Here is a 23,729-nt window from a genome sequence, read left to right as displayed (position 1 = left end):
TTGTCCTGAATTCGATGACGTGATGCGAAGGTAACCGGTCGGCGGCCGTCAGCTGGTCAGCAGGCGCAACAGGTTCTTGTAATCTTCGCGGATGTCCGCGTTCTCTTCCTGCAACGCCTGCACCTTGCGGCAGGCATGCAGCACCGTGGTGTGATCACGCCCGCCGAAGGCGTCGCCGATCTCCGGCAGGCTGTGGTTGGTGAGTTCCTTGGCCAACGCCATGGCCACCTGGCGCGGCCGCGCCACCGAACGCGAGCGGCGCTTGGAGAGCAGATCGGCCAGCTTGATCTTGTAGTACTCGGCGACGGTGCGCTGGATGTTGTCGACCCCCACCTGCTTGTCCTGCAGGGCCAGCAGGTCCTTTAGGGACTCGCGGATGAAATCCTGGGTGATCGTCTTGCCCATGAAATGGGAGTCGGCGATGACCTTCTTGAGGGCCCCTTCCAGCTCACGCACGTTGGAGCGAATCTTCTGGGCAATGAAGAAGGCGGCATCATGCGGCAGGTCGACCTTGGCCTGATCGGCCTTCTTCATCAGGATCGCCACCCGGGTCTCGAGCTCGGGCGGCTCGATGGCAACCGTCAGTCCCCAACCAAACCGCGACTTCAGTCGTTCCTCTACCCCACTGATTTCCTTGGGATAACGGTCAGACGTCAGGATCATCTGCTGGCCGCCTTCAAGCAACGCATTGAAGGTATGGAAGAACTCTTCCTGGGAACGCTCCTTGCCGGCGAAAAACTGGATATCGTCGATCAGCAGGGCATCCACGCTGCGGTAGAAGCGCTTGAAGTCGTTGATGGCATTGAGCTGCAGCGCCTTGACCATATCGGCGACGAAACGCTCGGAATGCAGATAGACCACCTTGGCGTTCTCGCTGCGGCCGGCCAACTGGTTGCCTACCGCGTGCATCAGGTGCGTCTTACCCAGACCCACGCCGCCATACAGAAACAGCGGATTGTAGGCGCCACCAGGATTCTCGGAGACCTGACGGGAGGCGGCACGGGCCAACTGGTTCGACTTACCCTCAACGAAGGTCTCGAAGGTGAAGTTGGGGTTGAGGCCGCTCTGGTGCTTGAGGCTACCCTCGACTTGAACCTGACGAGTACTGCCAGCAGGCCGCCGGGCGCCCTCGTCACGCATCTGATCGATCTCACGCTCATCAGCGTAATCCCCGCGCGGCGGCGTATGCACCGCCGGTGCGGCTTGTTCCGGGCGCGACCCGGCGGAAACCGGGTTGCCAAGCTCACGAGGCTGCGGCGCCGGCGCCGCACGTCGACTGCCCACGGTCAACGACACCTTAGGAGGCTTCGCCGGGGACAGTTCACGCATCAATTCACTGATGCGCTTGGCGTACTTGTCACTGACCCAGTCACGCACGAAGCGGTTGGGGGCCAACAGGCAAAGCTCGTTGGACTCCCCTTCCTCCGCCTGCAAAGGACGGATCCAGGTATTGAACTGCTGGGAGCTCAGTTCGTCCTGCAGGTAATCCAGACATTGTTGCCAAAGAGCGACAGACACGCGACCTCACCAACCGGTTGACGAAAGATCCGCATTGTAGCGTTCGAGGCTTGGGTTATCCACATGACGCGGCATCGATTTCTCCCTGTGGACAACATCTCAACTTCTCCCTGAAGAACCATTGCATGACGCTGAGGGAAACCTTGGGTTGTGGACAGCCGTTGATCTTGTCATCAGCCTGTCCCCCGGTTCTCCTCTCTGCATCGACCGTTTCCACACAGGCTTGTCTTCAGTATAAAAAACTGTAATAGATGACATATTTTGACTTATCCACATATATTGTCCCCACTATTAATAACAACATCAGTAAGAAGATCTAATAATAGTTATTAAAGCTGCTACGGCGTTTTGAGCACCTGGCTGTGCCTATCGGGTAGCAGGCCGCTCGATACCGCGACAGCGTCGATCAGGTAGAAAAGACCGCCAGAAGTCGACGGAAAAATTGCACCGAGACGGCGAATTCACTAGAATTCCCGGTCTTGAGCCGAATCTACCCGGGTTCCCCGTCGGAGCCAGGGCTTCGCCAATTAGACGTCATGTCCAATTAACCACGTGGGAATCAATAGTTATGAAACGCACCTTTCAGCCCAGCGTCCTCAAGCGCAAGCGTAACCATGGCTTCCGTGCACGCATGGCCACCAAGAATGGTCGCGCCGTCCTCGCACGTCGTCGTGCCAAGGGTCGCAAGCGTCTGAGCGCGTGATCTCGGATTGCACTTGCCCCATCAGGACTTTCCCCGGTCGCTGCGCCTGCTGAACGCCGGGGAATACCGTCACGTCTTCGATCATGCATCACTCAAGGTTCACGGTAAGGGGATGCTGGCTCTCGCCTGTCATAACCCGCTTGGCCACCCTCGAGTTGGCATGGTATTCAGCAAGAAGACCGTGCGACGAGCCGTCGATCGCAACCGTCTTAAGCGCCTAGTGCGTGAATCCATTCGTCACCAGCAGCATCGCCTACCTGCCGTGGACATCATCGTCCTGGCCCGGCGCGGCGTTCATGAGCTGGATAATGACACTCTGCATCGCCAGCTTCATGGCATGTGGCGGCGTCTGGAAAAAGACGTTCGCAAGCAGTCGACCTCGCTGTCCTGATCGGACACACCGGCGATCCTCGGAGCCTGCCCCTGGCAGGCTTTCGTGTGTATTAACGGGGCAACATCCGCACTGCAGAATGTTCATTTTCCATCGGGCAGGACCCTCATGGACGTAAAACGACTCCTACTGCTGATTCCTCTCGCCGTACTGGCCTATCTGCTGGTCGTACAGTGGAACCAGGACTACGGCCAGGTCACCGCTGAGACTCAGGCGCCCTCGGTTGCCACCAGTGGCCAGCCCACTGGTCAGAATACCTCCGAGGAGACATCTGGCCTTTCGGTACCCACGACTTCTTCGAACCCGCAAGGGTCATCGGATCTCACCGGCAGCATGCGTGATCCAGCGGCTTCCAACGACAACAGTCGTGCCCTGGTCGCCGTGACTACCGACGTGCTCGACGTTCGTATCGATCCGCAAGGCGGCGATATCGTCTATGCGGCCCTGCTCGATCACAAGTTGACCAACAATTCCGACCAGCCCTTCGTGTTGCTATCCGACAACGCGAACCGCAGCTTTGTCGCCAAATCGGGGCTTCAGCTCGAGGGGCACGATGGCCGGATCGGCTTCACGCCGAGCCAGACCGATTATCGCCTCAACGAGGGCGATGACAGCGTGACGGTAGAGCTCAACGCCACGGTCAACGGCGTCGATGTGATCAAGCGCCTGACCTTCAAGCGCGATGCCTACGCCGTCAAGGTCGACTACTTCCTCAGCAATGATCGTGGCGAGCCCGTCAGCGCGCGCTTCATCGGTCAGCTGGCCCGGGACAACAGTGCCGATCCGAGCACTGGCTCCGGCCTGGGCATGAAGTCCTACCTGGGCGCCGCCTATTCTTCGCCGGACAACCACTATCAGAAAGTGGATTTCGAGGAGATCCAGAACGGCAGCTTCAATAACCGTGACGTCGAAGGCGGCTGGGTTGCCATGATCCAGCACTACTTCACGACGGCCTGGGCACCCCAGCAGAACCAGCAGAACCTCTATTACGCCGCGACCGACTCTCGCGGGCGCAACGTCGCTGCCTTCGCCGGTCCGCTGCAGACACTGGCACCGGGCGGCGAAGCCGATCTCGGCGCCACCGTCTACATGGGGCCGAAGGTGCAGGAGCGCCTCGAAGCCGTGGCGCCGCACCTGGAGCTGACCGTGGACTTCGGCTGGCTGTGGTTCCTGGCCAACCCGCTGTTCTGGCTCCTCGACCACATACATGACCTGCTCGGCAACTGGGGCTGGTCGATCGTGGTGCTGACTCTAGTGGTCAAGCTGGCCCTGTTCCCGCTCTCGGCCAAGGCCTACAAGTCGATGGCCCGCATGCGCAAGCTGGGCCCCGAGATGCAGCGTCTCAAGGAACAGTTCGGCGATGATCGCCAGAAGATGTCCCAGGAGATGATGAAGTTCTACCAGAAGGAGAAGATCAATCCTCTGGGGGGCTGTCTGCCGATCGTGATTCAGATGCCGGTGTTCATCGCCCTGTACTGGATGCTGATGGAGTCCGTCGAGCTGCGCCACGCGCCCTTCATCTTCTGGATCAATGACCTGTCGGTGAAGGATCCCTACTTCATTCTGCCGATCCTGATGGGCGCGTCCATGTTCGTGCAGCAGTTGCTGAACCCGACCCCGCCGGACCCCACCCAGGCGAAGATCATGAAGATGCTGCCGGTGATCTTCACCTTCTTCTTCCTGTGGTTCCCGGCTGGCCTGGTGATCTACTGGATCGTCAACAACAGCGTCTCGATCCTTCAGCAGTGGTTCATCACGCGCAACATCGAGAACGACCCAAGCGTTGGCAAAGGCATGAAGACCAAGGACTGACCTTGGTCACCGCCACGCTCCCAGACCCCCGCTTCGGCGGGGGTCTGGCGTTTCTGCCCCCTTCACGGGACAATCCCGAGACCTTGTGATCGGAGTCACCATGGCCGCCAGTCGTCTCTATACCCAGGACACCATCGTCGCCCTCGCCACCCCTCCCGGACGCGGCGGGGTCGGCATTGTGCGCGTCTCAGGGCCGCTGTGTGCAGCAATCGCTGGGCACATGCTGGACGCCCTCCCCCAGCCGCGCCAGGCCCACTACGGGCCTTTCAGGGGCCAGGAGGGCATCATCGATGAAGGCATCGCCCTCTACTTCGAGGGCCCGCATTCCTTCACCGGTGAGGACGTGCTGGAACTGCAGGGGCATGGTGGTCCGGTGATCATGGATCTTCTGCTTGAATGCTGCGTGCAGCAGGGTGCGCGATTGGCTCGACCGGGTGAGTTCTCAGAACGCGCCTTCCTCAACGACAAGTTGGACCTGGCCCAGGCCGAGGCCATCGCCGACCTGATCGATGCCAGCTCGCGCAGTGCCGCCGAAAATGCCCTGCGCTCGCTACAGGGCGAGTTTTCGACCCGCGTCGATGCCCTGGTGCAGCGCTTGATCGAGCTGAGGATGTACGTCGAAGCGGCCATCGACTTCCCCGAAGAGGAAATCGACTTCCTGGCGGACGGCAAGGTCGCGGCGATGCTCAGGGCGGTCCAGTCGGAACTTGCCGAGGTGCGCATCAGCGCCGGTCAGGGCGCCCTGATGCGCGAAGGTATGAGTGTGGTGATCGCCGGACGACCCAATGCCGGCAAGTCGAGCCTGCTCAATGCCCTGACCGAGCAGGACACCGCCATCGTTACCGATATCGAGGGCACCACCCGGGACGTACTGCGCGAGCACATCCATATCGATGGCATGCCGCTGCACGTGATCGATACGGCGGGGCTTCGCGATACGCCGGACGCCGTCGAGCAGATCGGCGTCGCCCGCGCCTGGGCGGAGATCGAGAAGGCCGACCGGGTGCTGCTGATGGTCGATGCCAGCGTCAGTGAGGCCACCGACCCGATGGCCATCTGGCCGGAATTCGTCGCACGCCTCGCCGATCCTTCCCGTTTGACCCTGGTCCGAAACAAGGTGGATACCAGCCAGGAAGCCCCAGGACTCGATTTATCCACACCCACGCCGGTCGTGCGGCTTTCGGCAAAGACCGGAGAGGGTGTGGATAACTTGAAGGAGCACTTGAAGACGGTAATGGGCTTTTCGGCCACGACCGAGGGCCGCTTCTCGGCCCGCCGTCGCCACCTGGATGCCCTTGATCGCGCGATAGCGGCCCTGGAGAGCGGCGAGGCCCAATTAGCGGGCTATGGGGCGGGAGAACTGCTGGCCGAGGACCTTCGCGATGCGCAGCAGTCCTTAGGCGAGATCACCGGTGAATTCAGCGCCGATGACCTGCTTGGCGAGATATTCGGCAGTTTCTGTATCGGTAAATGACCGGAACCAACTGGCGAGCCCCGGGCGCGATCGGGTAGAACGACGGCACCGCAAACCGCTCTAACCACAAGCCCAGGGCTTCGCCATCGCCATTCTATAAGCCAATCACTTAAGCCATACACTACAAGCCATTCGAGAGAAGTGGACGCTTACTCACCAACCCACCAACCACTCTCATGGCGACCTTGAGGGGCCAGGCGTGCCCGGATCAACGACATCGTTTGATTCAGCATCTCGTCGAGGCCCCAGGGCGGGTTCATCACCAGCATGCCGCTGCCATACATGCCATGTGAGGCCGCCCCGGGATCCCGAAGGATGAACTCACTGCGCCACAGCTTGCGCAGCCCCGCTCGTTTGACCTCGTCGAGCAGGACATGGTGTCGCCCCGCCGGCAGCAGCGGATACCAGATCATCACGATCGCGTGACGGGCCTTGCGGCCGATCTCGCTCAGGGTCGCGGCCACCTCGGCATACTCTTCCTTGCGCTCGTAGCTGGGATCGATCAGCACGCATAGGCGAGGTGTCGCGACGGGTAGGCGCTTCTTGAGTCCTTCCAGTCCATCGCCATGAATGCGCCTGGCATTAGTGGGCAGCGCCTGCCCACTCAGGTGGTCGTGCTCCTTGGGGTGAAGCTCGAAAAGGCTGAGCTGGTCCTGCGGGCGCAGTGCCTGAGTCAGCCACCAGGGCGAGCCGGGATAGACCGTCAGTTGAGACTTGCCTTCGGGACGCGCCTCGCGCTGTGCTTGAACCAGCCTGTCGAGCCACTCACCAAGCAAGGGGTCGCTCTGCCCCAGGGCCTTTCGCTCTTCCCAGAGCGGCGCCACTCCCTGGCGGTACTCCTCGAGCTTTCGAGTCTCCTCGGCATCCAGGGGATAGCGTCCGCGGCCGGCGTGTGTGTCGAAATACGTAACAGGCGATTTCTTACGTAATAGATAATGCGTAACGGCAAAGAGCGTGAGATGTTTATGAACGTCGGCGAAATTGCCGGCATGGTAGGCATGCTGATAGGCAAGCATAGTCGAATCCATGAAAAAGACCCGCGGGCTTGCTTGCAAGCCCGCGGGTCAGAATGCCGCCTGCCAGAGCAGGCACAGGATGGCGTATTACTGCTGCTGAATCGGCGTCAGCGTGATCTCGACCCGACGGTTCTGGGCGCGGCCCTGCTCGGTATCGTTGCTGGCGATCGGCTGGTTTTCTCCATAGCCGGTCATCGACAGGCGCGTGCCGGCGACACCGGTCTGGGACAGGTAGTTACCCACCGCAGATGCACGCCGCTCGGATAGGCGTTGGTTGTAGTCGGCAGCGCCTGTGCTATCGGTGTGGCCGGCGATGTTGACGCGGGTCTCAGGGTACTGCTGAAGCACGTTGGAGACATCATTCAGGGCAGAGCGGGCTGCCGGGGTCAGGTCGCTGGAGTCGAAGGCGAAGGTGACGCTACTCGGCATATTGAGGATGATGTTGTCACCCTGGCGGTCCACCCCGATACCGGTGCCCTGCATGCTCTGACGTAGCTGCTCTTCCTGGCGATCCATATAGGCGCCGATACCGCCACCGGCTGCAGCACCCACTGCAGCACCGATCAGGGCACGGTCGCGGCTGCTGGAACCACCATCACCGCTGACCATGCCTGCCATGGCACCGACGGCAGCACCGATGGCGGCTCCGGTGCCCGTATTGCTGCGTTGGGTTTCACCGGTGTTGGGGTTGGTGGTCGAGCAGGCGGCCAGCGTCAGTGCGGCAGCCAGCGGCAGGGCTAGGCGAAAGTACTTGGTCATACGGTTCACACTCCTTGGGGTCACGAACTCGTCACCTTGGGTTAGTCGTCACTGACCATAGCCAAGAGATCATTGAGAAACAACAAGCCTTGGGCAGAGGCTCGCAGATGCGAGGGATCTTCCACAAGTAATCCTTTTTTGCGCGCTTCCTCAAGCGAGCCTTCCAGCCGCTCGAGTGAACGTCCGGTATGGCGTCCCCAGGTATCCATGGGGACGCCATCGACCAGGCGGAGCGCGTTCATGGCGAATTCGAGAACCAGGTCGTGTTCAGGGATACGCTGGTGGCCGGCGACAAAGCCGCGAGGATCATTCAGGCGACGCAAATAGGCCTCGGGCTGGCGGCTCTTCCAGCGACGTTCGATATCCAGCCCATCTTCGCCCGGCCGGCTCAGCTTGCCATGGGCACCGGCACCGATACCCAGATAGTCGCCAAAGGTCCAGTAATTCAGATTATGACGCGCTTCACGACCGGGGCGGCTGTAGGCCGAAATCTCATAGCGCTGAAAACCGGCCGCTTCGAGCCGCGCATGGCCCTTGTCTTGAATGTTCCAAAGCGTTTCTTCTTCGGGCAAGGCCGGCGGATGGGAATGGAACTCGGTATTGGGTTCCAGCGTCAGTTGATACCAGGACAGGTGTTCGGGGCCGAGCGCCAGTGCCTGCTGAAGGTCATCCTCCGCCAATACGGGGTCTTGCCCCGGAAGGCCATGCATCAGGTCCAGGTTGATATTGTCAAAGCCGGCATCCCGCGCCTGCTGGAAGGCACGCTTGGCATCGTTGCCACTGTGAATGCGGCCCAGCGCGGTCAGCTGCGATGACTGAAAGCTTTGAATGCCCAGAGAGAGCCGGTTGATTCCCGCTTCCCGGTAGCCTTCGAAGCGGTCGTGCTCGACGGTGCCTGGATTAGCTTCAAGCGTGATCTCGATGTCCTCGGCCAACGGCAACCTGAGACGAAGCTCGGCGATGAATCGACGATAAAAATCGGCCGACATCAGGCTAGGCGTGCCACCACCGATAAAGATGCTGACCAGTTGACGGCCTGCGGCCAAGGGCAAATCGGCATCCAGATCCGCCAGCAGCGCCTGCAGGTAAGCATCCTCGGGTAGATCGGCTCCGTAGCCCACACCGTGTGAGTTGAAATCGCAATAGGGACACTTGCGAACGCACCAGGGGACATGAACATAGAGCGCGAGAGGCGGTAGGGCACTCATGTAGCCAGTTGCTCCAACAATGCCTGCATGGCCTGTCCGCGGTGGCTAACACGGTTTTTCTCATCGCCATCCAGCTCGGCGGCTGACCGCCCAAGGGAGGGCAGCCAGAATAGCGGATCATAGCCGAATCCCCCCTCACCGCGTGGCGAGACAAGGATCTCGCCGTCCCAACTGCGTTGCACGATCAAGGGCACCGGATCCTCGGCATGGCGCAGGTAAACCAGCACACACCAATAGTGTGCCGTTCGTTGGCCATCGGGAACCTCGGACAAGGCCTCGAGCAGCTTGCGGTTGTTGGCGGCATCGCTCTTCGGCTCACCCGCATATCGAGCAGAATAGATACCGGGGGCACCATTCAAGGCATCGACTGCTAAGCCAGAATCATCGGCGAGGGCCGGCAAGCCGCTAACTCGGCACGCTTCGCGTGCCTTGAGCAGCGCATTCTCAACGAAGGTAAGCCCGGTTTCCTCTACCTCAGGCACCTCATACTCTGCCTGCGGATGCACGGCGTACCCCAGGGGCGCCAGAAGGCGATCAAACTCCTGCAGCTTGCCGCTATTTCCACTGGCCAGTACCAGTCGTTGCGTGGTCATCATCACTTTGGCTCCTGCGAGGGCAATGCCCCCATTTTACGCCTCTGGCTGCACCAGTGACATCCAGCGCCAAGGAGTCGGGATAGGAAAAGGCGATGATATCCCCCATCGAAAAGTACTACCCCAAAACCAACAACAATCCGTTACATTATGAAAATGCAATCAGCGTTACGCTCCAGGCGAGCCAGACTGCAGCCAATATAGACGTTTAAACAACTGATAATAAAGAAGATAGTTGGACAATAACACTGATAGGGCGTTGCCCTGCGAAGCGACAGCCGAAAGACATTTTTGTAACTAAACTTTACAAAAAGAACAGAACAGGCAACGCTTAGGCGAGAGATCAGCTATACATATGGGTCATGTGCGCCTTCATCCTACCGGATGAAGAAAATTTCGCCGGAGTAAAGGTCATGAATCATCCAGGCACTTCCATCCTGCTCGTCACGGACTGCAACCCTCAGTCGCAGCTTTTCATCAACTACATCCATGAGCAACTGGAGGAGACGGTCACAGCCCTTCCACCAGAGGCGCAGGCCATCCCAGAGGGCAGTACCAAGAATATCGTATTGCTGGACACCAACCATGTGACGGAAGAAGCCATTCAACAATGGCACAACCTGTCACTGGAGGATGAAACCGTGGTGCTGGCGGCTCTGAATCTTCGCGATGAAGACCACGCGGCCGACCTACTGGCTGCCTACCACCTTCAGGGCGTTTTTTACCGTAACGATAGCTTGCTACTGACCTGTAAGGGGATCAATCGGCTCATCGAAGGCGACCTTTGGATGTCGCGTAGCCTGATGGCTCGTCTCATCAACTTCTACCGGCAGCAGCAGCGCAATGCGTATCGCCCGGTATGTGGCCTGACACACCGAGAAATGGAAATCATCGGCCTGCTGAGTTCTGGTGCCTCCAATACCGATATCGCCGATAAACTCTTTGTGAGCGAACATACTGTCAAATCACACCTTTATAACATCTTCAAGAAAATTAAAGTCCATAACCGTATCCAAGCAATGAATTGGGCACGACAAAACCTGGCGACCAGCCCTGCTCCGTTAAAAAAAATTCTCAAAGGGGCTTGAAAAAGTAACCCAGGTAGATAGTTATTCCCTCGATCTTAAAGGTGAAGGTGAACCGAATGGAATCACCTGAATTTTTCATTTTCCCCGATGAATGTGCCACATACATCAAGGAAAAACTTGATATTCTCGAAGAAAAAGGCTGGGTTGGCATTTCATCAGCTGATCAGGAATTCAAGTCTCAGAGTACGAAAAATAAAATACCTGTCGGGCTCATGCCTATTTTTAACTCTGATGAGGATGTACTGACCGAGATTGAAGAGTCAATTAATTGTCACCCTGAGATGGTGTGGGTGGGGTGGTTGACATCATATTCACCTTCTTTACAGGGCAACCTTGCGCTCGAAACGTTCATATTACGCAACCTTCATATATTTCACGAGCAGCAAGATTCCATCGATGACATCGTTATTTCATTAGCTAGATGTAAAGCAGTAGCGGTATTGAGGAAAATGAATAGGACTCGATCCGCTCGCGAAGGCATAAAACACGGCAGCATGTTAAAAATGCTAGGTAACACGGCATCTATGCAAGGGCTCTATTGTAATATCAAAAAAGTCGCTGCAGTCGATGCTCCCGTGTTCATCAATGGCGAGTCCGGTACCGGTAAAGAGCTGACGGCAAGAAGCATTCACGAAATTTCATCACGTAGAAATGGCCCTTTCAATGCCGTGAATTGTGGTGCCTTGCCCACACATCTTATTCAATCCGAGCTTTTTGGTCATGAAAAAGGGGCCTTTACAGGGGCGGTAAAACGCAAGATTGGTCGCATCGAGGCGACGGAAGGGGGAACACTTTTCCTGGATGAGATAGGAGACCTTCCGCTCGAAATGCAGGTTAACCTACTAAGGTTTCTAGAGGATCATAAAATACAGCGCATTGGTGATACAGGTGAAATATCTGTCGACGTAAGAGTGTTAGCTGCAACACATGTCGACCTGAACAAAGCCATCGAGGAAGGAAAGTTCCGAGAGGACCTTTATCACCGATTAAACGTACTGACCATCTCGGTTCCGCCCCTGAGAGAGCGCAGGGAGGATATTAGCCTTATCTCAGATTATTTCTTCGATAAGTTTTCATGTGAGGCTAAAACGAGAGCTCGAGGCTTCAGCAAGGATAGCAGGTCCGTAATGCAGCAGTACCAATGGCCAGGCAATGTTAGGGAGCTCATCAATCGCGTGAGGCGCGCTACGGTGATGTGTGAGCACCGTTTGATCTCGCCGGAAGACTTGGGGTTAGAAAGGCGCAGTCATGATTGGCGTGAACCACTCACCCTGGAAAGAGCTCGTGAGATGGCCGAACGTGAAGTCATCAATGCCGCCTTGGTCAGGAACAAGCATAAAGTGCAAAAGGCAGCCAAAGAACTAGGAGTTTCCCGTGTAACGCTATACCGCTTGATGGAGAAGCACCACCTTTCTCGTCATGCTAGCGAAGAGACTCACCCTCAAAAAGCCACCTTTGAATCTGGCCCTGAGATAAAGCTGATTTCGCCATAGCGTTAGATAACTCATTATTTACACTATTTTTTTCTTCCTTGACGTAAATTCCTTGAGGCCGGCTATGGATGGGCTAAGCTTGGCTTGAGGTATGTAAGAAAATAAGCATACATCATTAGCGGGCGCATCATACCAACCGAGTATCCATCATGGTCATGGAAGCGGGCAGGGTGTTGCAGGGGTAAAAAGGGCTAGAAGGTGAGGGGACGGCGATGCATGAGATGACGAAACGGGTGATTTTTTTACCCAGTTTGTTAACGGTGATGGTGGCTGGGTCCGCATATGCTCAGACGTCTGACGACCAGAGCATGGAACAGGTTGGGCAACCACCTCCTGAGCAGGAGATCCAGCCTGAAATCCAGTCAATTCCCGATATAGGAGGGGTACTGACGCCCCGAGGTCGGTTCGTCCTGGAGCCTGAATTTCAGTACTCGCACTCCAGTGTCAACCGGCTGACATTCCGCGGTGTCGAAATCCTCAGTACCTTGCTGGTGGGGGCCTTGAATGCAGAGGATGTTGATCGCGATACCTGGACGACGTCGCTGACCGGTCGGTTGGGGGTGACCAACCGGCTGGAGCTCGAACTCAAGGTTCCCTATGTCTATCGCGAGGATACGGTTAATACGACCATCGCAGAAGTTAATCCCACCTTTGACCTGACGAACTCTCGCTCAGGCGATGGCTTGGGTGACATCGAAGTCGCGGCACACTATCAGCTCAACCGTAACCTCGACGGCGGTCCCTTCTACGTTGGTAACCTGCGCTACAAGTCAACAACGGGCAAGAGCCCCTTCGAGATAGATCGTACCGATGATGGTACCGAGCGCGAGCTGGCCACAGGCTCAGGCTTCCATTCAATCGAGCCCAGCCTGACTATCCTGTTTCCGTCAGATCCGGCCATTTACTTCGCTAACATCGGCTATCTTTTTAATATCAAGGATGACGTCAATGAAAGGATAGGAGACTTCGTTATTGGTGAAGTAGATCCCGGCGATGCCATTCGCTTAAGTTTCGGTATGGCCTACTCCATCAACCAGAAGTCTTCCTTCACGTTAGGCTACAAGAACGATTTTATTGGGAAAACTGACACAGAGTTCACTGACCCCGATACAGGCATCACGACCACACAAACAGCTGCATCGCTAAATGTCGGGTCCATGCTACTTGGATGGTCATATCAGCTTGATCCCGATGTCGCACTGAGCTTGAACCTTGAGTTCGGTGTCACGGAAGATGCCCCAGACACTACACTGACGCTACGTGCTCCTTTTGGCTTTGATGTATTCTGATGAACTAGCTTGTTAAGAGAAGATAGTTAAAATAAAAGGCCTTCAAAATGAAGGCCTTTTTTATAATCAACAACTTAATAAATGGAAAATCAGAAATTCCTGAACGAGCGCATGATGGCAGCCTGAGCCTGTGAAGATTGAAGCGCTTCAGCATTTCTTAACGTCACACTAACGTCAATACTCTGGGATATATTCTGTCCTGAGCCATTGCTGACGACGGCACTGATAATGGCATTGCGCGTGATGTTATGAAGTGCTGCGGTAAAACTTCCAGCATCCGAAAAGGCTACCCCGGAAAAATCCGAAAGCCCTGCCAGGTTGAATGTCTTCGGCGCAACCTCAGTAACGGACGTACCATTAGGACTGATGCGGGTGACATTGGGTGATAGGTTAGTGATTTCTTCCGAGACGACGTTAATACCGGCCTGGCTAAACGCCAATTGGGTCTGCATGCGAACCATGCCATCAATTTTAGTTTTCAAGGTGGCACCGAAATCCACATCAACACCGCCAATCGAAAAACCACCACGCAATTCTTCCATATCATCCAAGGGGATGGTGTCTGCATGGGCGTGCGTGTAGATATCTTCATCAAGCGGTGCCATCGCCGCTTCGCGCAGAAGCAAGCTATCTGCTTTTCCTGTGGCAGGGACCAACACAAGGCCTGCCAGTATCAATGCAGTCAGGGTGGTTCCATACATCTTGCTATAGCCCCCCTTCTTGATGCTCCTTGACGCTTCCATGGTTTGCCACTCCTGTAGTGATAAACCGCTGCTCAGTAGTATGGGACCCAGTTAAAAAGCCAATAAAGGCGTTGGTCGCTAGCGTCCCAGCTCATTGCGCCCCGGCAGAGGCAACATCGCCGAACCGATTGCCGAGCGCTGCATACCTTGCTTTAGAGGAGAATCCGGTCTTACCTGCCAATCACGATCGTTATTGAAATACTGCTGTGCCAGCAGCATATCTTCTCGAGCACCTAGCACGGTCCCTGTCCATAATGTTTCGAAATAATCTTTAGGAACCACCACGGTGCCAACGGCTGGATCGCCGACCAACACGTTACCGTTATCCATTCCCTTGATCACCACGAAATGCTTGTATCCCCCAGTGTTAATCAGGGTAATCGCAGGCAAACCAATCCCAATGAAGTCATCTAGCTTCACACGAAAACCATCAGAATTAAGACCCTGTGAGTCTAGGTACTGCTTCATATCGAGCATGGAAAAACCATAGGTGCGGATCTTTTCCGCATCCCCCAGCTTTATCATTGACTCGAAAACGGCGGCTTCGGAAGTCGGGCGCTCATAATGATAGGTCAACAGTGTCGCGACGGCAGCTGAGCCACAACTGAAGTCATACTGCTGACGCACCACATTCTCCCAACGTAGTTCATTAAGACTTTCAGCCTTGACTTGGAAAGAACCAAAGGGATTGGCAATCGTTACTTGTCCTGCCAAGGCAGGTTGAGCCACTAAACTCAAAAAGGCTGCTATCACTGATGACCGTACAAGCATCGACATCATACTTTCTCCCATTGAATATCATCGCTGCCAATCACTGGCGTAATCATCACTGGGGGTTGGCGATGTAAACACTGATGCCGACTGCACCACTCACGGCATTGGCATTGCCGGTTGTGATGTTGAATACACCCACGCCGCTGTAACTACTCAGGGAGCCTGGCTGGATATTGACATTACCGGTCACCACATCCCCGGAAACATTGAAAGTAGTCGTGTCTACCGAAGTATCAATGTTCTGGATACTCTGTACATTGGTAAGGTTAATGCCTTCCCGCCCTCTTGCTTGCTGCATTTCTTCCATATTCAGGCTATTGCTTTCATCGAAGCCGCTAGAGGAAGATGAAGGGTAGGCATCGGCATAACTCAATTGACTTATACCGGCAGCAGCAACAAGACCAACACCGATGAGAATTGCTTTGTACCGAGGCAAAGAAACACGAACTGCGCACATGGCCTGGCACTCCTTGCTGAGAAGACTCTGGATGAGCAACGGGCTGGCGGAGCATGCCCCGCCAGCCGTTAACCGTTACTGCTCAAGAAGCGTTCGTTCCGACGTCATGCCGGCCGAACCCACCTCTTAGTTGCCGATGCTGACGTTGCTGTGCGCTGCCACGTTGGTCCCGGCCAGCTGGGAGTTGTAGATCCCGGTCGAGACGTTCATGTTGGCGATACCGCCGAAGTTGCCGGCCGCAACGCTGACGCTGGCAGCACCAGTGCTCAGCAGAGCCGCTCCGCCGGCGCCACCGGCGCCACCAGCACCGCCGTTACCGGTAGCAGCCGTTGCCGCTCCACCAGTCCCGGTACCGCCACCGCCGCCACCGCCGTTGCCTGCCCCACCGCTGCCAGTAGAGGCAGTTGCAGCAGCGCCGTTACCGCCTGCGCCACCGGTACCTGTACCAGAACCCGTTCCGGCACCAGTGCCGTCGCCGGCAGTAGCGTTGCCTGCGGTTGCGCTGGATGATGAGGTGGAGCTTGCCGCTGTACTCTGGGTATTATCATCGTCCAGGTCGTCGTTGTAGTTCGAAGCTAGCCCGCCAGCCATGGAGCCGGACCCGGCGCCTGAACCAGCCTCACCCCCTGCGCCAAGACCCAGGCCCAGGCCAAGACCATTGGCATCGCCGCCATCATCGCCGTTGCCGCCGTTGGCATCGGCATAACCACTCTTGCCACCGTTGCCATCGCCACCCGAACCGCCAAGACCAAGGCCAACGCTAATGGCACCGGCATCTCCGCTAGAGGCGCCTGCGCCGCCAGCAGCCCCAGCACCACCGGTGACATTGATACGAGCCCCAGTCACGCTAGAGCTCATTTCCTGCAGCGAGACAACGCTGGTGGACGTGCTGGTGGACGTGTTGTAGGAGTCACTCATGGACCAGGCATCACCACCACGGCCGGTAGAGCCACCAGCGCCGCCAGTACCGGAACCCGCACCAGCACCAGCAGTGCCACCAGCGCCGGCATTCATGCCAGAAGTGGTGTTGTCATCGTCCAGGTCAATGCTGTTGTCAGCATCGCCGCCTGAGGAGCTGCCGCCCCATCCCATCCCGAAGCCGCTGCCCCCATTGGCGCTACCGCTGCTACCACCCACGGACATACTCGGGCCGGCATGTGCAACGGAAATCGCCATGACCAAGGCGAGCATTGATGTACCTGCGATTACATAATTCTTCATGGCCGTTTCTCCACTCTGGATATGATCCCTTGCTTCTCGCTGCGAACCATGACTCGTCAAAGAACCGGTAGCGGTCAGTGGCTGGCGACATTCATTCGCAGTCGATATTCACAGGGCATAATGCGTGCCAGATATTGTGAAACGGTTTGTAAATCACTGTAAGTATCAGGAAATAAAATAGCGCTAGGAGGGAGTGCTGCAATATGGCTTCACGAGGCGGTCATCGGATGGCTGTGAAAGTGTTTCGTTCTTGAAACAAACTTCTTGAAACCGCCTAGCGGTCGGTTAATTTTATTTTAAATTCAATAGATTAATGTCTTATCACCAATGATGCATTGATGATACAAAAAACCGCATCAGGCAGGCCAGACAGCGAAAAAACACAAGAGGAGAGAGAAAAATCTAGTGGAAACAATGGCATGAAGTACGTCGTATACTTTTGTAAACAAGCATACGACGTCTTCTTGGGAAGGATCGCTCTAGAGCTGATTCATATGCTGATGAATCAGCTCTGCCAGCGTTTCGCTGGCATTCTTGGCGGTGGTGTCTAGGTGGACCAGGTGGCGACGCTCTTCCTCACTGAAGGGCTCGAAGTGTTCAAGCTGTCGCTCGAGTACCGAGAGGCTTGCCTCGGATGGGTCGCCCCCCAACCGTGCCCGCTTCTCGATGCGTGACCTCAGGGTCGCCTCGTCGGCCTCGAAACTGATGATCATCACGGCCAGTCCTCGAGCCTCGGCCTGATCCGCCAGCAATGAACGCTGAGCTTGCTTCAGACAGGTCGCATCGATACACACCGATAGCCCCGCTTCGAACAGAATGCCGCTGATACGCGCGAGGTGCCGATAAGTCCGCTCGGTCGCGTCCTGGGTATAGATATCCACACCCTCTTGCCGGCTATCCGCCTGTGGAGCGAATCCATACAGGCGCTTGCGCTCGACATCGGAGCGCAGACGCACGCCGCCCAAACGCCTGACCATCTCGCCGGTGAAACGGCTCTTGCCGCTACCCGATACCCCCACGCCAATCAGCAAATAAGGGAAGCGGAACTCGCTGTAGCCCTCGGCCAGCGAAAGGTGGTGCTGATACTCAGACCATAGCGACGCCCGCTCATCATCGGCTAGACCGGGTTCGGCATAGCGCAGCATGGCCACCTTGGCGCGCACCAGGGCACGATAGATCTTGTAGTAGTCCAGTACCCGCACCAGCGCATAATCACCGGAGAGCTCCAGGTAACGATTCAGCGCATGGCGTGCCAACATCAGCTCGCCGCGAGCCTCCAGATCCATCAACAGGAAAGCCAAGTCACAGCCAACGTCGTTCCAGCGCAGGGCATCATTGAACTCGATACCATCGAACAACAGCGCCCGGCCCTGATGACGCACCGCATTGCCCAGATGGATATCCCCATGCGTCTCACGCACGAACCCCTCGCGATGGCGATCGGCAAACACCAGCGCCAACCGCGCTTCCATCTCGTTGACACGTTCCTGGAGCACCTTCAGCCGCGCGCCATCGTCATGACCGGGCAGCCGCTCACCGATCAGCTCGAATTCCCGAGCAATGATCTCGCGAGTCGAATCGGCACTGCCATGGGGGCTCGACGCCTCGACTCTTGCCGCCTGCTCGTGAAAATCCACCAGTTGATCGATCAGATCGTCGAGCAGCTCCACCGACAGCTCACCTTCGGCCTGCAGGCTGCTGAAAAGATGACGATTGCTGAACTGGCGCATCTTCACTGCGTACTCGAAAGGCGCACCGTCACCCTCTAGGCGAGGCGTCTCGGGCGAGCCGCAGATCGGCACCACATCCAGATACAAACTCGGCGCTAGGCGCCGGTTGAGGCGCACCTCCTGCTCACACAACGCTTGGCGTTTCTCGAGGCTCGAGAAATCCAAGAAGCTGCCGAAATCGACCGGCTTCTTGATCTTGTAGGCATAGTCGCCGGTCAGCAGGACCCATGAGATATGCGTCTCATGGACCTCGATATCGCCTACCGGATGGTCATAGCAGGCCGCTTGGCGCAGGGCCTGGATCAGGACATCGCTCACCGTGATGCCTCCTCAGGCTGCGTTCATGGCGGCAAAGGCGCGCTCGGCGCCATCCAGGGTCGCCTGAATGTCTTCCGGCGTGTGGGCATTGGACATGAAGCCGGCCTCATAGGCCGAGGGCGCCAGATAGATGCCCTCGTCGAGCATCAACGCGAAGAAGCGGCGGAATGCCTCGGCATCGCAAGCCGTGGCCTGGGCGAAATTATCGACCCGCGACTGGGCGGTGAAAAACAGCCCGAACATACCGCCGGCCCGCTGAGTGATCATTTCGATGCCGGCAGCATCGGCCCGTGCCTGCAGGCCGTCGCAGAGCGTCTCGACACGTTGGGACAAGGCGTCATGGAAGCCTGGCTCCTGAATCTTGGTCAGCAGGGCAATGCCCGCCGCCATCGCCAGCGGGTTACCGGCCAGCGTACCAGCCTGGTAGACCGGCCCCAGGGGCGATAGCTGCTCCATCACCTCTCGCTTGCCGCCGAAGGCACCCACCGGCATGCCACCACCGACGATCTTGCCCAGGCAGGTCAGATCGGGAGTCACCCCGAAATATGCCTGTGCGCCCCCCTTGGCTACCCGGAACCCCGTCATTACCTCGTCGAAGATCAGCAGGCTCGAATGCCGGTCGCAGACCTGGCGCAGCGTCTCGAGGAACCCCTCCTGCGGGGGAATGCAGTTCATGTTGCCGGCCACCGGCTCGACGATGATACAGGCCACTTCGTCGCCGATTTCCTCGAAGCAGGCTTCCACCGCATCGATATCGTTGAAGGGCAGCGTCACGGTGTGCTCGGCAAGCGACGCCGGCACGCCCGGTGAACTCGGCACGCCGTGGGTCAGAGCACCGGAACCGGCCTTGACCAGCAGCGAGTCGGAGTGACCATGGTAGTTGCCTTCAAACTTCACGATCTTGTCACGCCCGGTATAGCCCCGCGCCAGACGAATCGCCGACATGGTGGCCTCGGTGCCCGAGTTGGTCATGCGTACCATATCGATGGACGGCATGATCTCGCAGATCAGTTCTGCCATGCGGGTCTCGATGGCCGTCGGGGTACCGAAGGACAGCCCCATCTCGAGGCGATCACGCACCGCGCCTAGAACATCCGGGTCGGCATGCCCGGTGATCATCGGCCCCCAGGAGCCCACATAGTCGACATAGCGCTTGCCTTCGACGTCATGCAGATAGGCGCCCTGAGCACGCTCGATGAACACCGGCGGACGGTCCATGCCCTTGAAGGCACGAACCGGCGAGTTGACGCCGCCCGGAATATGGCGACAAGCCTGTACGAAGAGCTCTGCTGAGGTGGTCATGGAAGCCTCTCGGGTCAGCGAATATTGTGGATAAGTCTCTGGACACTGCGGATAACTATCGGTGAGTGCCCTGTGGATAAGCTATGAATCTAGCGCTGGCGCGGCCAAACGACGGTTAAGCTCACTGACACGCGACTCGGGATCTTCACCACCGAATATCGCGTCCACGGCGGCGACTAGATCAGCGCCAGCTTGCCGCACCGTGGCGATGTTATCGGCCGCGATGCCGCCAATCGCCACCCTCGGCAGGCCGAAACGCTTGGCCTCGCCGAGCAACGATAGCGATGCCGGCGACGCAGAAGGTTTGGTACGCGAAGCAAAGAAGCGTCCAAAGGCCAGATAAGACGCCCCCTCGGCCGCAGCCCGCTCGGCAAGCTCCAGCCGTCCATGGCAGGTGACACCGACGATCGTCATGGGGCCCAGGCGATAGCGAGCTTCGTCCACGTGGCCATCCTGCTGGCCGAGATGTACGCCGACTCTCTGGTGGCCGGCCGAGCGCAGGCGAGCGGCGAGCGCCACGTCATCGTTGATGATCAACGGAACATCAAAGGCCGCACAGCGTGCCGCCAGTTCGCTAGCCTGGCGCCAGCGCTTCTCGCCGTCGTCGGATTTGTCGCGGTATTGCAGCAGTGCCAGGCCACCGCGCAGTGCCGCATCGCAGGCACTGAAGAGGCGCTGATCATCCGACAGCAGGGCCTCATCGGTAATGGCATAAAGGCCGCGAGTCCATTCAGGCTCAATCATGGTCACTCCGAAGTGGTAATAGAACAAGGGTGACGCCACAGGCGGCGGGGCAGCGCCTGTCCACCGACCGGTTGCCAGCCATGTCGTAGCGTCTGCCAGGTATATTCCTGGGCCAGTTCGCAGGCTTGAATCAAGCTCTCGCCGGCCGCCAGGTAAGCGGCCAGGGACGCTGCCAGGGTGCAGCCGGAGCCGTGGAAGTTGCCGGCCAGGCGCGGCCATTGCCATTGGCGACCATTGTCCGGCGTATGCAGGGTGTGGACAACCTTGTCGGCGGCGCTTCCCGCCGCCGGCGAATCGGTGCCGGTCACCAGCACCGCCTGGCACCCTGCGGCCATCAGCGCGATGGCGCGATCGGTATCGTTCTGCCAGCAGGCATCGGTGAGTCGTTCAAGCTCGGCCCGGTTGGGGGTCAGGATATCCACAAGCGGTAGCAGCCGCTCATGAAAGGCATCGATCAGTTCAGCAGAGCTCAGCTCGCGCCCGCCGCCGGCACGCAGCACCGGGTCGACCACCACCGGCACGCCGGGATAGCGGCGCACGATATCGACCACCGCATCCAGGCTCTCGAGGTCCGCCACCAGTCCCACCTTGATCGCAGACACCGAAAACTCGCCGAGAGCCGCCGCCATGGCGCGCATGTCATCGCCGCGACAGGGCATGACGGCGCTGACATCGCGACTGTTCTGGACCGTCAACGCCGTCGGAATGGTCAGCGGCCAGACACCACAGGCGCCGATGGTCTCGGCATCCGCGGTGAGTCCAGCGCCGCCGCTGGGGTCGTGACCGGCCAATACCAACACCACCGGCAGTTGGCGAGTGGTCTGCAGTCCGTATTCGTGGTTGGCATCAGGCATCAAAATGGCTTGACCACCGCCAGGATCACCACAAGGATCAACACCACGACCGGCGCTTCATTGAACCAGCGGAAGAAGACGTGAGACTTCTGACAGGTGCCGGCAGCCAGTTTCTTCATATAGGCCAGGCACACGTGGTGATAGCCGATCAGCAGCACGACCAGCGTCAGCTTGGCGTGCATCCAGCCCTGGCTCATCAGCCCCGGTACCATCGCCAACATGCTCACCCCCAGCACGATCACGGCGATCATCGACGGCATCATGATGCCGCGATACAGCTTGCGTTCCATGGTGGTGAAGTAACCTATCGCCTGCTCATCCCCGGCATCCCGCGCCATGGCGTGATAGACGAACAGACGCGGCAGATAGAACAGCGCTGCAAACCAGGTCACCACGGCGATCAGGTGAAGGGCCTGAATCCATAAATACATAACCACTCCTCATGGGTCGTTGCTGGGTAGCGGCCCGCCGGGCCACGCCCCCTCACGGCGTGTAGCGATAGTAGTTCTCGATGCTCTCACGAGTGATGATACCGGAAATGCGCCGCTTGATCGGCCCTATCGAGGTTTCCACGTAGAGCGCATCGACGCCCGCTTCGTTGAGCCGATCCAACGCCTCGCTGAGGGTCGCCTCGAGGTGAATCGCCGCCATGTCCAGACGCTGGCCGGGCACTTCGAGCAGATCGATCTGCTCTTCAGTCGCCCAGGTCTCATCGTCGAGCAGCACCCTGGCCAGATCAGCGGCCTTGAGCGCCAGCGTCGGCTTGTCATCCCGGGAGCGCACGATGACCACCCAGGCCGGCTTGGCATGCAAGAGTGACTCGGCCTCATCGCGGCTCACCATCCGCTGGCTGCGGACCAGGCTACGTTCCATCACCGCCGGCACCGAGACCCGTGACAACGCCTGCGCCAGCGGCTGCTGCAACGGATGCAGACCATGTCGCGTCAGGCTGATGAAGAACCCCTCGCAGCGACACAAACGACGAGCGGTAAGGCCGGAGATCACCACCGCCAGCATGCCGGGCAGGATGATATTGGGGTTGTGGGTCAGCTCGAGCAGAGCCATCAGCGCCGCCAGTGGCGCCTGCAACACCGCACCCATCATCGCTGCCATGCCCAGCATGGCGAACAACGACGGATCCGCCGCTGCCGCCGGCCAAAGCCAGTGGCCAAGCAGGCCGCAAAGGCCTCCGGCCGCGGCACCGCACACCAGCACGGGGCCGATGATGCCGATGGGAATCCCACTGGCCACGGTGAGTGCAGTCAGGCCCAGCTTGGCCAGCGCCAGGGCGACCAGCACGCTCACCGCCACCTCGCCGTCCAACATCGATGCCAAGCTGTCGTAGCCGATGCCCTGGACCTCGGGGTACCACCAGGCCACCAGGCCGGTGGCGAGCCCCACCGCGGCCAAACGCGCCGCGACTGGCCAGGCCGCAAAGCCCGTCGTCAGCTTGGCCAGGCGAATGAAACCACCGGACAGCAGGCCGATAACCAGCGCGCTGACCAGAATCCAGGAAAGGTTGAACCAGGAATCCAGCGACACGCTCGAGCTCTGGAAGGCCGGCTCGGTGGAATAGACCAGTTGGGCGACGACCGCGCCCATGCTCGAGGCCAGTATCACCGGCATGAAGCCGGCGATGGTGTACTCCATCATCACCACTTCCATGGCGAAGATGACCCCGGCGACCGGCGTATTGAAGGAAGCAGAGATGCCCGCCGCCGTGCCGCAGGCGACCAGCACCCGCAGGCTGTTGTGGGGCAAACGTAGACGCTCGCCGATGCCACTGACCGCCGCCGCACCGAGATGGATCGCCGGCCCCTCACGGCCGGCGGAAAGCCCGCCGAGCACTGAGGCCACCCCAACCCACCACTGGTTGATCCAGTTGCGCAGCGGAAATCGCCCCTGATGATAGGTCAGACGCTCGATCACGTGACCGACGCCGAGCTTGCGCGCAGCCGGCGGCTGGCGCCATAGCCCTACGCCGATCAACGTCACGGCGACCAATGGAAGAAGCGCACGAAACCAAGGGGCCAGCCCCTCGAAGTCCTCCGAATCGGCCCCGGGCATAAAGGCCAGCGCCCCCAGGTCGAGCAGCAGTTGAAAGCCGACCATCAGGCTGCCGGTAACGAGCCCGGCGATCGTTCCCAGCACGCACAGCTGGGGAAGGGCATCGACGCTGGCCAGTTTGCGCCGGAAGGTCGCAAGACTTAGATCGGGGAGATGAGGGCGTGGCACGTTGGCG

General features: G+C 58.4%; 22 protein-coding genes. 7 read left to right on the top strand and 15 right to left on the bottom strand.

The window, feature by feature from the left end; translation table 11 throughout:
* Positions 1 to 48: 48 nt before the first annotated feature.
* Complete coding sequence (gene dnaA / locus BLR71_RS09065) at positions 49 to 1,518, bottom strand: chromosomal replication initiator protein DnaA (protein WP_092525280.1); 1,470 nt, start codon at positions 1,516 to 1,518, stop codon at positions 49 to 51.
* 568 nt (positions 1,519 to 2,086) lie between these two features.
* On the opposite strand from dnaA, the gene rpmH reads away from it, so the two are divergent.
* From rpmH to mnmE, 4 genes are all read left to right on the top strand, one after another.
* On the top strand, positions 2,087 to 2,221 hold the full coding sequence (gene rpmH, locus BLR71_RS09060) for a 50S ribosomal protein L34 (RefSeq protein WP_092388829.1): 135 nt from the start codon (positions 2,087 to 2,089) through the stop codon (positions 2,219 to 2,221).
* Between the two features lie 13 nt (positions 2,222 to 2,234).
* The gene (gene rnpA, locus BLR71_RS09055) at positions 2,235 to 2,612 is read left to right on the top strand and encodes a ribonuclease P protein component (RefSeq protein WP_092525433.1); all 378 of its coding nucleotides are present in this window, start codon (positions 2,235 to 2,237) and stop codon (positions 2,610 to 2,612) included.
* Positions 2,613 to 2,720: 108 nt separating this feature from the next.
* Complete coding sequence (gene yidC, locus BLR71_RS09050) at positions 2,721 to 4,424, top strand: membrane protein insertase YidC (protein WP_092525278.1); 1,704 nt, start codon at positions 2,721 to 2,723, stop codon at positions 4,422 to 4,424.
* Positions 4,425 to 4,524: 100 nt separating this feature from the next.
* Entirely contained in the window at positions 4,525 to 5,898 is a 1,374-nt protein-coding gene (gene mnmE, locus BLR71_RS09045; RefSeq protein WP_092525276.1) for a tRNA uridine-5-carboxymethylaminomethyl(34) synthesis GTPase MnmE, read from the top strand.
* 149 nt (positions 5,899 to 6,047) lie between these two features.
* On the opposite strand, the gene BLR71_RS09040 is transcribed toward mnmE, so the two are convergent.
* The 4 genes from BLR71_RS09040 to rdgB form a co-directional block, all read right to left on the bottom strand.
* Positions 6,048 to 6,914, bottom strand: coding sequence for a 23S rRNA (adenine(2030)-N(6))-methyltransferase RlmJ (locus tag BLR71_RS09040; RefSeq protein WP_092525274.1), 867 nt, complete (start codon positions 6,912 to 6,914; stop codon positions 6,048 to 6,050).
* Positions 6,915 to 7,001: 87 nt separating this feature from the next.
* Entirely contained in the window at positions 7,002 to 7,673 is a 672-nt protein-coding gene (locus BLR71_RS09035; protein WP_092525272.1) for a YiaD family glycine zipper/OmpA-like lipoprotein, read from the bottom strand.
* A gap of 41 nt (positions 7,674 to 7,714) precedes the next feature.
* A complete protein-coding gene (hemW, locus tag BLR71_RS09030) occupies positions 7,715 to 8,881 on the bottom strand; it encodes a radical SAM family heme chaperone HemW (RefSeq protein ID WP_092525270.1) in 1,167 nt (388 codons plus the stop codon).
* Positions 8,878 to 9,477, bottom strand: a complete 600-nt coding sequence (gene rdgB, locus BLR71_RS09025; RefSeq protein WP_092525268.1) for an RdgB/HAM1 family non-canonical purine NTP pyrophosphatase — start codon at positions 9,475 to 9,477, stop codon at positions 8,878 to 8,880. Before rdgB ends, hemW begins: the two co-directional genes overlap by 4 nt.
* 410 nt (positions 9,478 to 9,887) lie before the next feature.
* Here rdgB and BLR71_RS09020 point away from each other — a divergent pair, with 410 nt between their 5' ends.
* The 3 genes from BLR71_RS09020 to BLR71_RS09010 all read left to right on the top strand — a co-directional run bounded on the left by BLR71_RS09020 (position 9,888) and on the right by BLR71_RS09010 (position 13,344).
* Positions 9,888 to 10,562 (top strand): LuxR C-terminal-related transcriptional regulator, encoded by a 675-nt coding sequence (locus tag BLR71_RS09020; protein ID WP_092525266.1) that lies wholly within the window; start codon positions 9,888 to 9,890, stop codon positions 10,560 to 10,562.
* Positions 10,563 to 10,618: 56 nt separating this feature from the next.
* Entirely contained in the window at positions 10,619 to 12,055 is a 1,437-nt protein-coding gene (locus tag BLR71_RS09015) for a sigma-54 interaction domain-containing protein (protein WP_245696391.1), read from the top strand.
* 212 nt (positions 12,056 to 12,267) lie between these two features.
* Complete coding sequence (locus BLR71_RS09010) at positions 12,268 to 13,344, top strand: hypothetical protein (protein ID WP_092525264.1); 1,077 nt, start codon at positions 12,268 to 12,270, stop codon at positions 13,342 to 13,344.
* Positions 13,345 to 13,433: 89 nt separating this feature from the next.
* Here BLR71_RS09010 and BLR71_RS09005 read toward each other — a convergent pair whose 3' ends face one another.
* From BLR71_RS09005 to BLR71_RS08960, 10 genes are all read right to left on the bottom strand, one after another.
* Complete coding sequence (locus tag BLR71_RS09005; protein WP_092525263.1) at positions 13,434 to 14,087, bottom strand: hypothetical protein; 654 nt, start codon at positions 14,085 to 14,087, stop codon at positions 13,434 to 13,436.
* Between the two features lie 78 nt (positions 14,088 to 14,165).
* Entirely contained in the window at positions 14,166 to 14,867 is a 702-nt protein-coding gene (locus tag BLR71_RS09000; RefSeq protein ID WP_245696390.1) for a C39 family peptidase, read from the bottom strand.
* Positions 14,868 to 14,913: 46 nt separating this feature from the next.
* A complete protein-coding gene (locus BLR71_RS08995) occupies positions 14,914 to 15,318 on the bottom strand; it encodes a hypothetical protein (protein ID WP_092525260.1) in 405 nt (134 codons plus the stop codon).
* A gap of 126 nt (positions 15,319 to 15,444) precedes the next feature.
* Positions 15,445 to 16,539 (bottom strand): hypothetical protein, encoded by a 1,095-nt coding sequence (locus tag BLR71_RS08990; protein WP_139172584.1) that lies wholly within the window; start codon positions 16,537 to 16,539, stop codon positions 15,445 to 15,447.
* 479 nt (positions 16,540 to 17,018) lie between these two features.
* A complete protein-coding gene (locus tag BLR71_RS08985; RefSeq protein WP_092525256.1) occupies positions 17,019 to 18,587 on the bottom strand; it encodes a bifunctional aminoglycoside phosphotransferase/ATP-binding protein in 1,569 nt (522 codons plus the stop codon).
* A gap of 12 nt (positions 18,588 to 18,599) precedes the next feature.
* A complete protein-coding gene (gene hemL / locus BLR71_RS08980) occupies positions 18,600 to 19,889 on the bottom strand; it encodes a glutamate-1-semialdehyde 2,1-aminomutase (RefSeq protein ID WP_092525254.1) in 1,290 nt (429 codons plus the stop codon).
* 81 nt (positions 19,890 to 19,970) lie between these two features.
* Positions 19,971 to 20,633, bottom strand: coding sequence for a thiamine phosphate synthase (gene thiE / locus BLR71_RS08975; protein ID WP_092525252.1), 663 nt, complete (start codon positions 20,631 to 20,633; stop codon positions 19,971 to 19,973).
* 2 nt (positions 20,634 to 20,635) lie between these two features.
* Positions 20,636 to 21,487 (bottom strand): bifunctional hydroxymethylpyrimidine kinase/phosphomethylpyrimidine kinase, encoded by an 852-nt coding sequence (gene thiD / locus BLR71_RS08970; RefSeq protein ID WP_092525250.1) that lies wholly within the window; start codon positions 21,485 to 21,487, stop codon positions 20,636 to 20,638.
* Positions 21,487 to 21,918: a protoporphyrinogen oxidase HemJ gene (hemJ, locus tag BLR71_RS08965; RefSeq protein ID WP_092525248.1), complete on the bottom strand. Its 432-nt coding sequence runs from the start codon at positions 21,916 to 21,918 to the stop codon at positions 21,487 to 21,489. The genes thiD and hemJ overlap by 1 nt, the downstream gene beginning before the upstream one ends.
* Before the next feature lie 52 nt (positions 21,919 to 21,970).
* Positions 21,971 to 23,722, bottom strand: a complete 1,752-nt coding sequence (locus tag BLR71_RS08960; RefSeq protein ID WP_092525246.1) for a chloride channel protein — start codon at positions 23,720 to 23,722, stop codon at positions 21,971 to 21,973.
* Positions 23,723 to 23,729 lie beyond the last annotated feature (7 nt).

Origin of the sequence: Onishia taeanensis (assembly GCF_900100755.1) — a bacterium.
Classification (GTDB): domain Bacteria; phylum Pseudomonadota; class Gammaproteobacteria; order Pseudomonadales; family Halomonadaceae; genus Onishia; species Onishia taeanensis.
This window is presented reverse-complemented; position numbering and strand designations above follow the sequence as displayed.

Bases quoted from the DNA above. Each gene is read 5' to 3' on its own strand.
- rpmH (WP_092388829.1), top strand. From the start codon at position 2,087: ATGAAACGCACCTTTCAGCCCAGCGTCCTCAAGCGCAAGCGTAACCAT.
- BLR71_RS09020 (WP_092525266.1), top strand. From the start codon at position 9,888: ATGAATCATCCAGGCACTTCCATCCTGCTCGTCACGGACTGCAACCCT.
- hemL (WP_092525254.1), bottom strand. From the start codon at position 19,889: ATGACCACCTCAGCAGAGCTCTTCGTACAGGCTTGTCGCCATATTCCG.
- mnmE (WP_092525276.1), top strand. From the start codon at position 4,525: ATGGCCGCCAGTCGTCTCTATACCCAGGACACCATCGTCGCCCTCGCC.
- BLR71_RS09005 (WP_092525263.1), bottom strand. From the start codon at position 14,087: ATGGAAGCGTCAAGGAGCATCAAGAAGGGGGGCTATAGCAAGATGTAT.
- rdgB (WP_092525268.1), bottom strand. From the start codon at position 9,477: ATGATGACCACGCAACGACTGGTACTGGCCAGTGGAAATAGCGGCAAG.
- BLR71_RS09015 (WP_245696391.1), top strand. From the start codon at position 10,619: ATGGAATCACCTGAATTTTTCATTTTCCCCGATGAATGTGCCACATAC.
- BLR71_RS08995 (WP_092525260.1), bottom strand. From the start codon at position 15,318: ATGTGCGCAGTTCGTGTTTCTTTGCCTCGGTACAAAGCAATTCTCATC.
- yidC (WP_092525278.1), top strand. From the start codon at position 2,721: ATGGACGTAAAACGACTCCTACTGCTGATTCCTCTCGCCGTACTGGCC.
- BLR71_RS09010 (WP_092525264.1), top strand. From the start codon at position 12,268: ATGCATGAGATGACGAAACGGGTGATTTTTTTACCCAGTTTGTTAACG.
- BLR71_RS09040 (WP_092525274.1), bottom strand. From the start codon at position 6,914: ATGCTTGCCTATCAGCATGCCTACCATGCCGGCAATTTCGCCGACGTT.
- hemJ (WP_092525248.1), bottom strand. From the start codon at position 21,918: ATGTATTTATGGATTCAGGCCCTTCACCTGATCGCCGTGGTGACCTGG.
- thiE (WP_092525252.1), bottom strand. From the start codon at position 20,633: ATGATTGAGCCTGAATGGACTCGCGGCCTTTATGCCATTACCGATGAG.
- BLR71_RS09000 (WP_245696390.1), bottom strand. From the start codon at position 14,867: ATGATGTCGATGCTTGTACGGTCATCAGTGATAGCAGCCTTTTTGAGT.
- thiD (WP_092525250.1), bottom strand. From the start codon at position 21,487: ATGCCTGATGCCAACCACGAATACGGACTGCAGACCACTCGCCAACTG.
- hemW (WP_092525270.1), bottom strand. From the start codon at position 8,881: ATGAGTGCCCTACCGCCTCTCGCGCTCTATGTTCATGTCCCCTGGTGC.
- BLR71_RS08990 (WP_139172584.1), bottom strand. From the start codon at position 16,539: ATGAAGAATTATGTAATCGCAGGTACATCAATGCTCGCCTTGGTCATG.
- BLR71_RS09035 (WP_092525272.1), bottom strand. From the start codon at position 7,673: ATGACCAAGTACTTTCGCCTAGCCCTGCCGCTGGCTGCCGCACTGACG.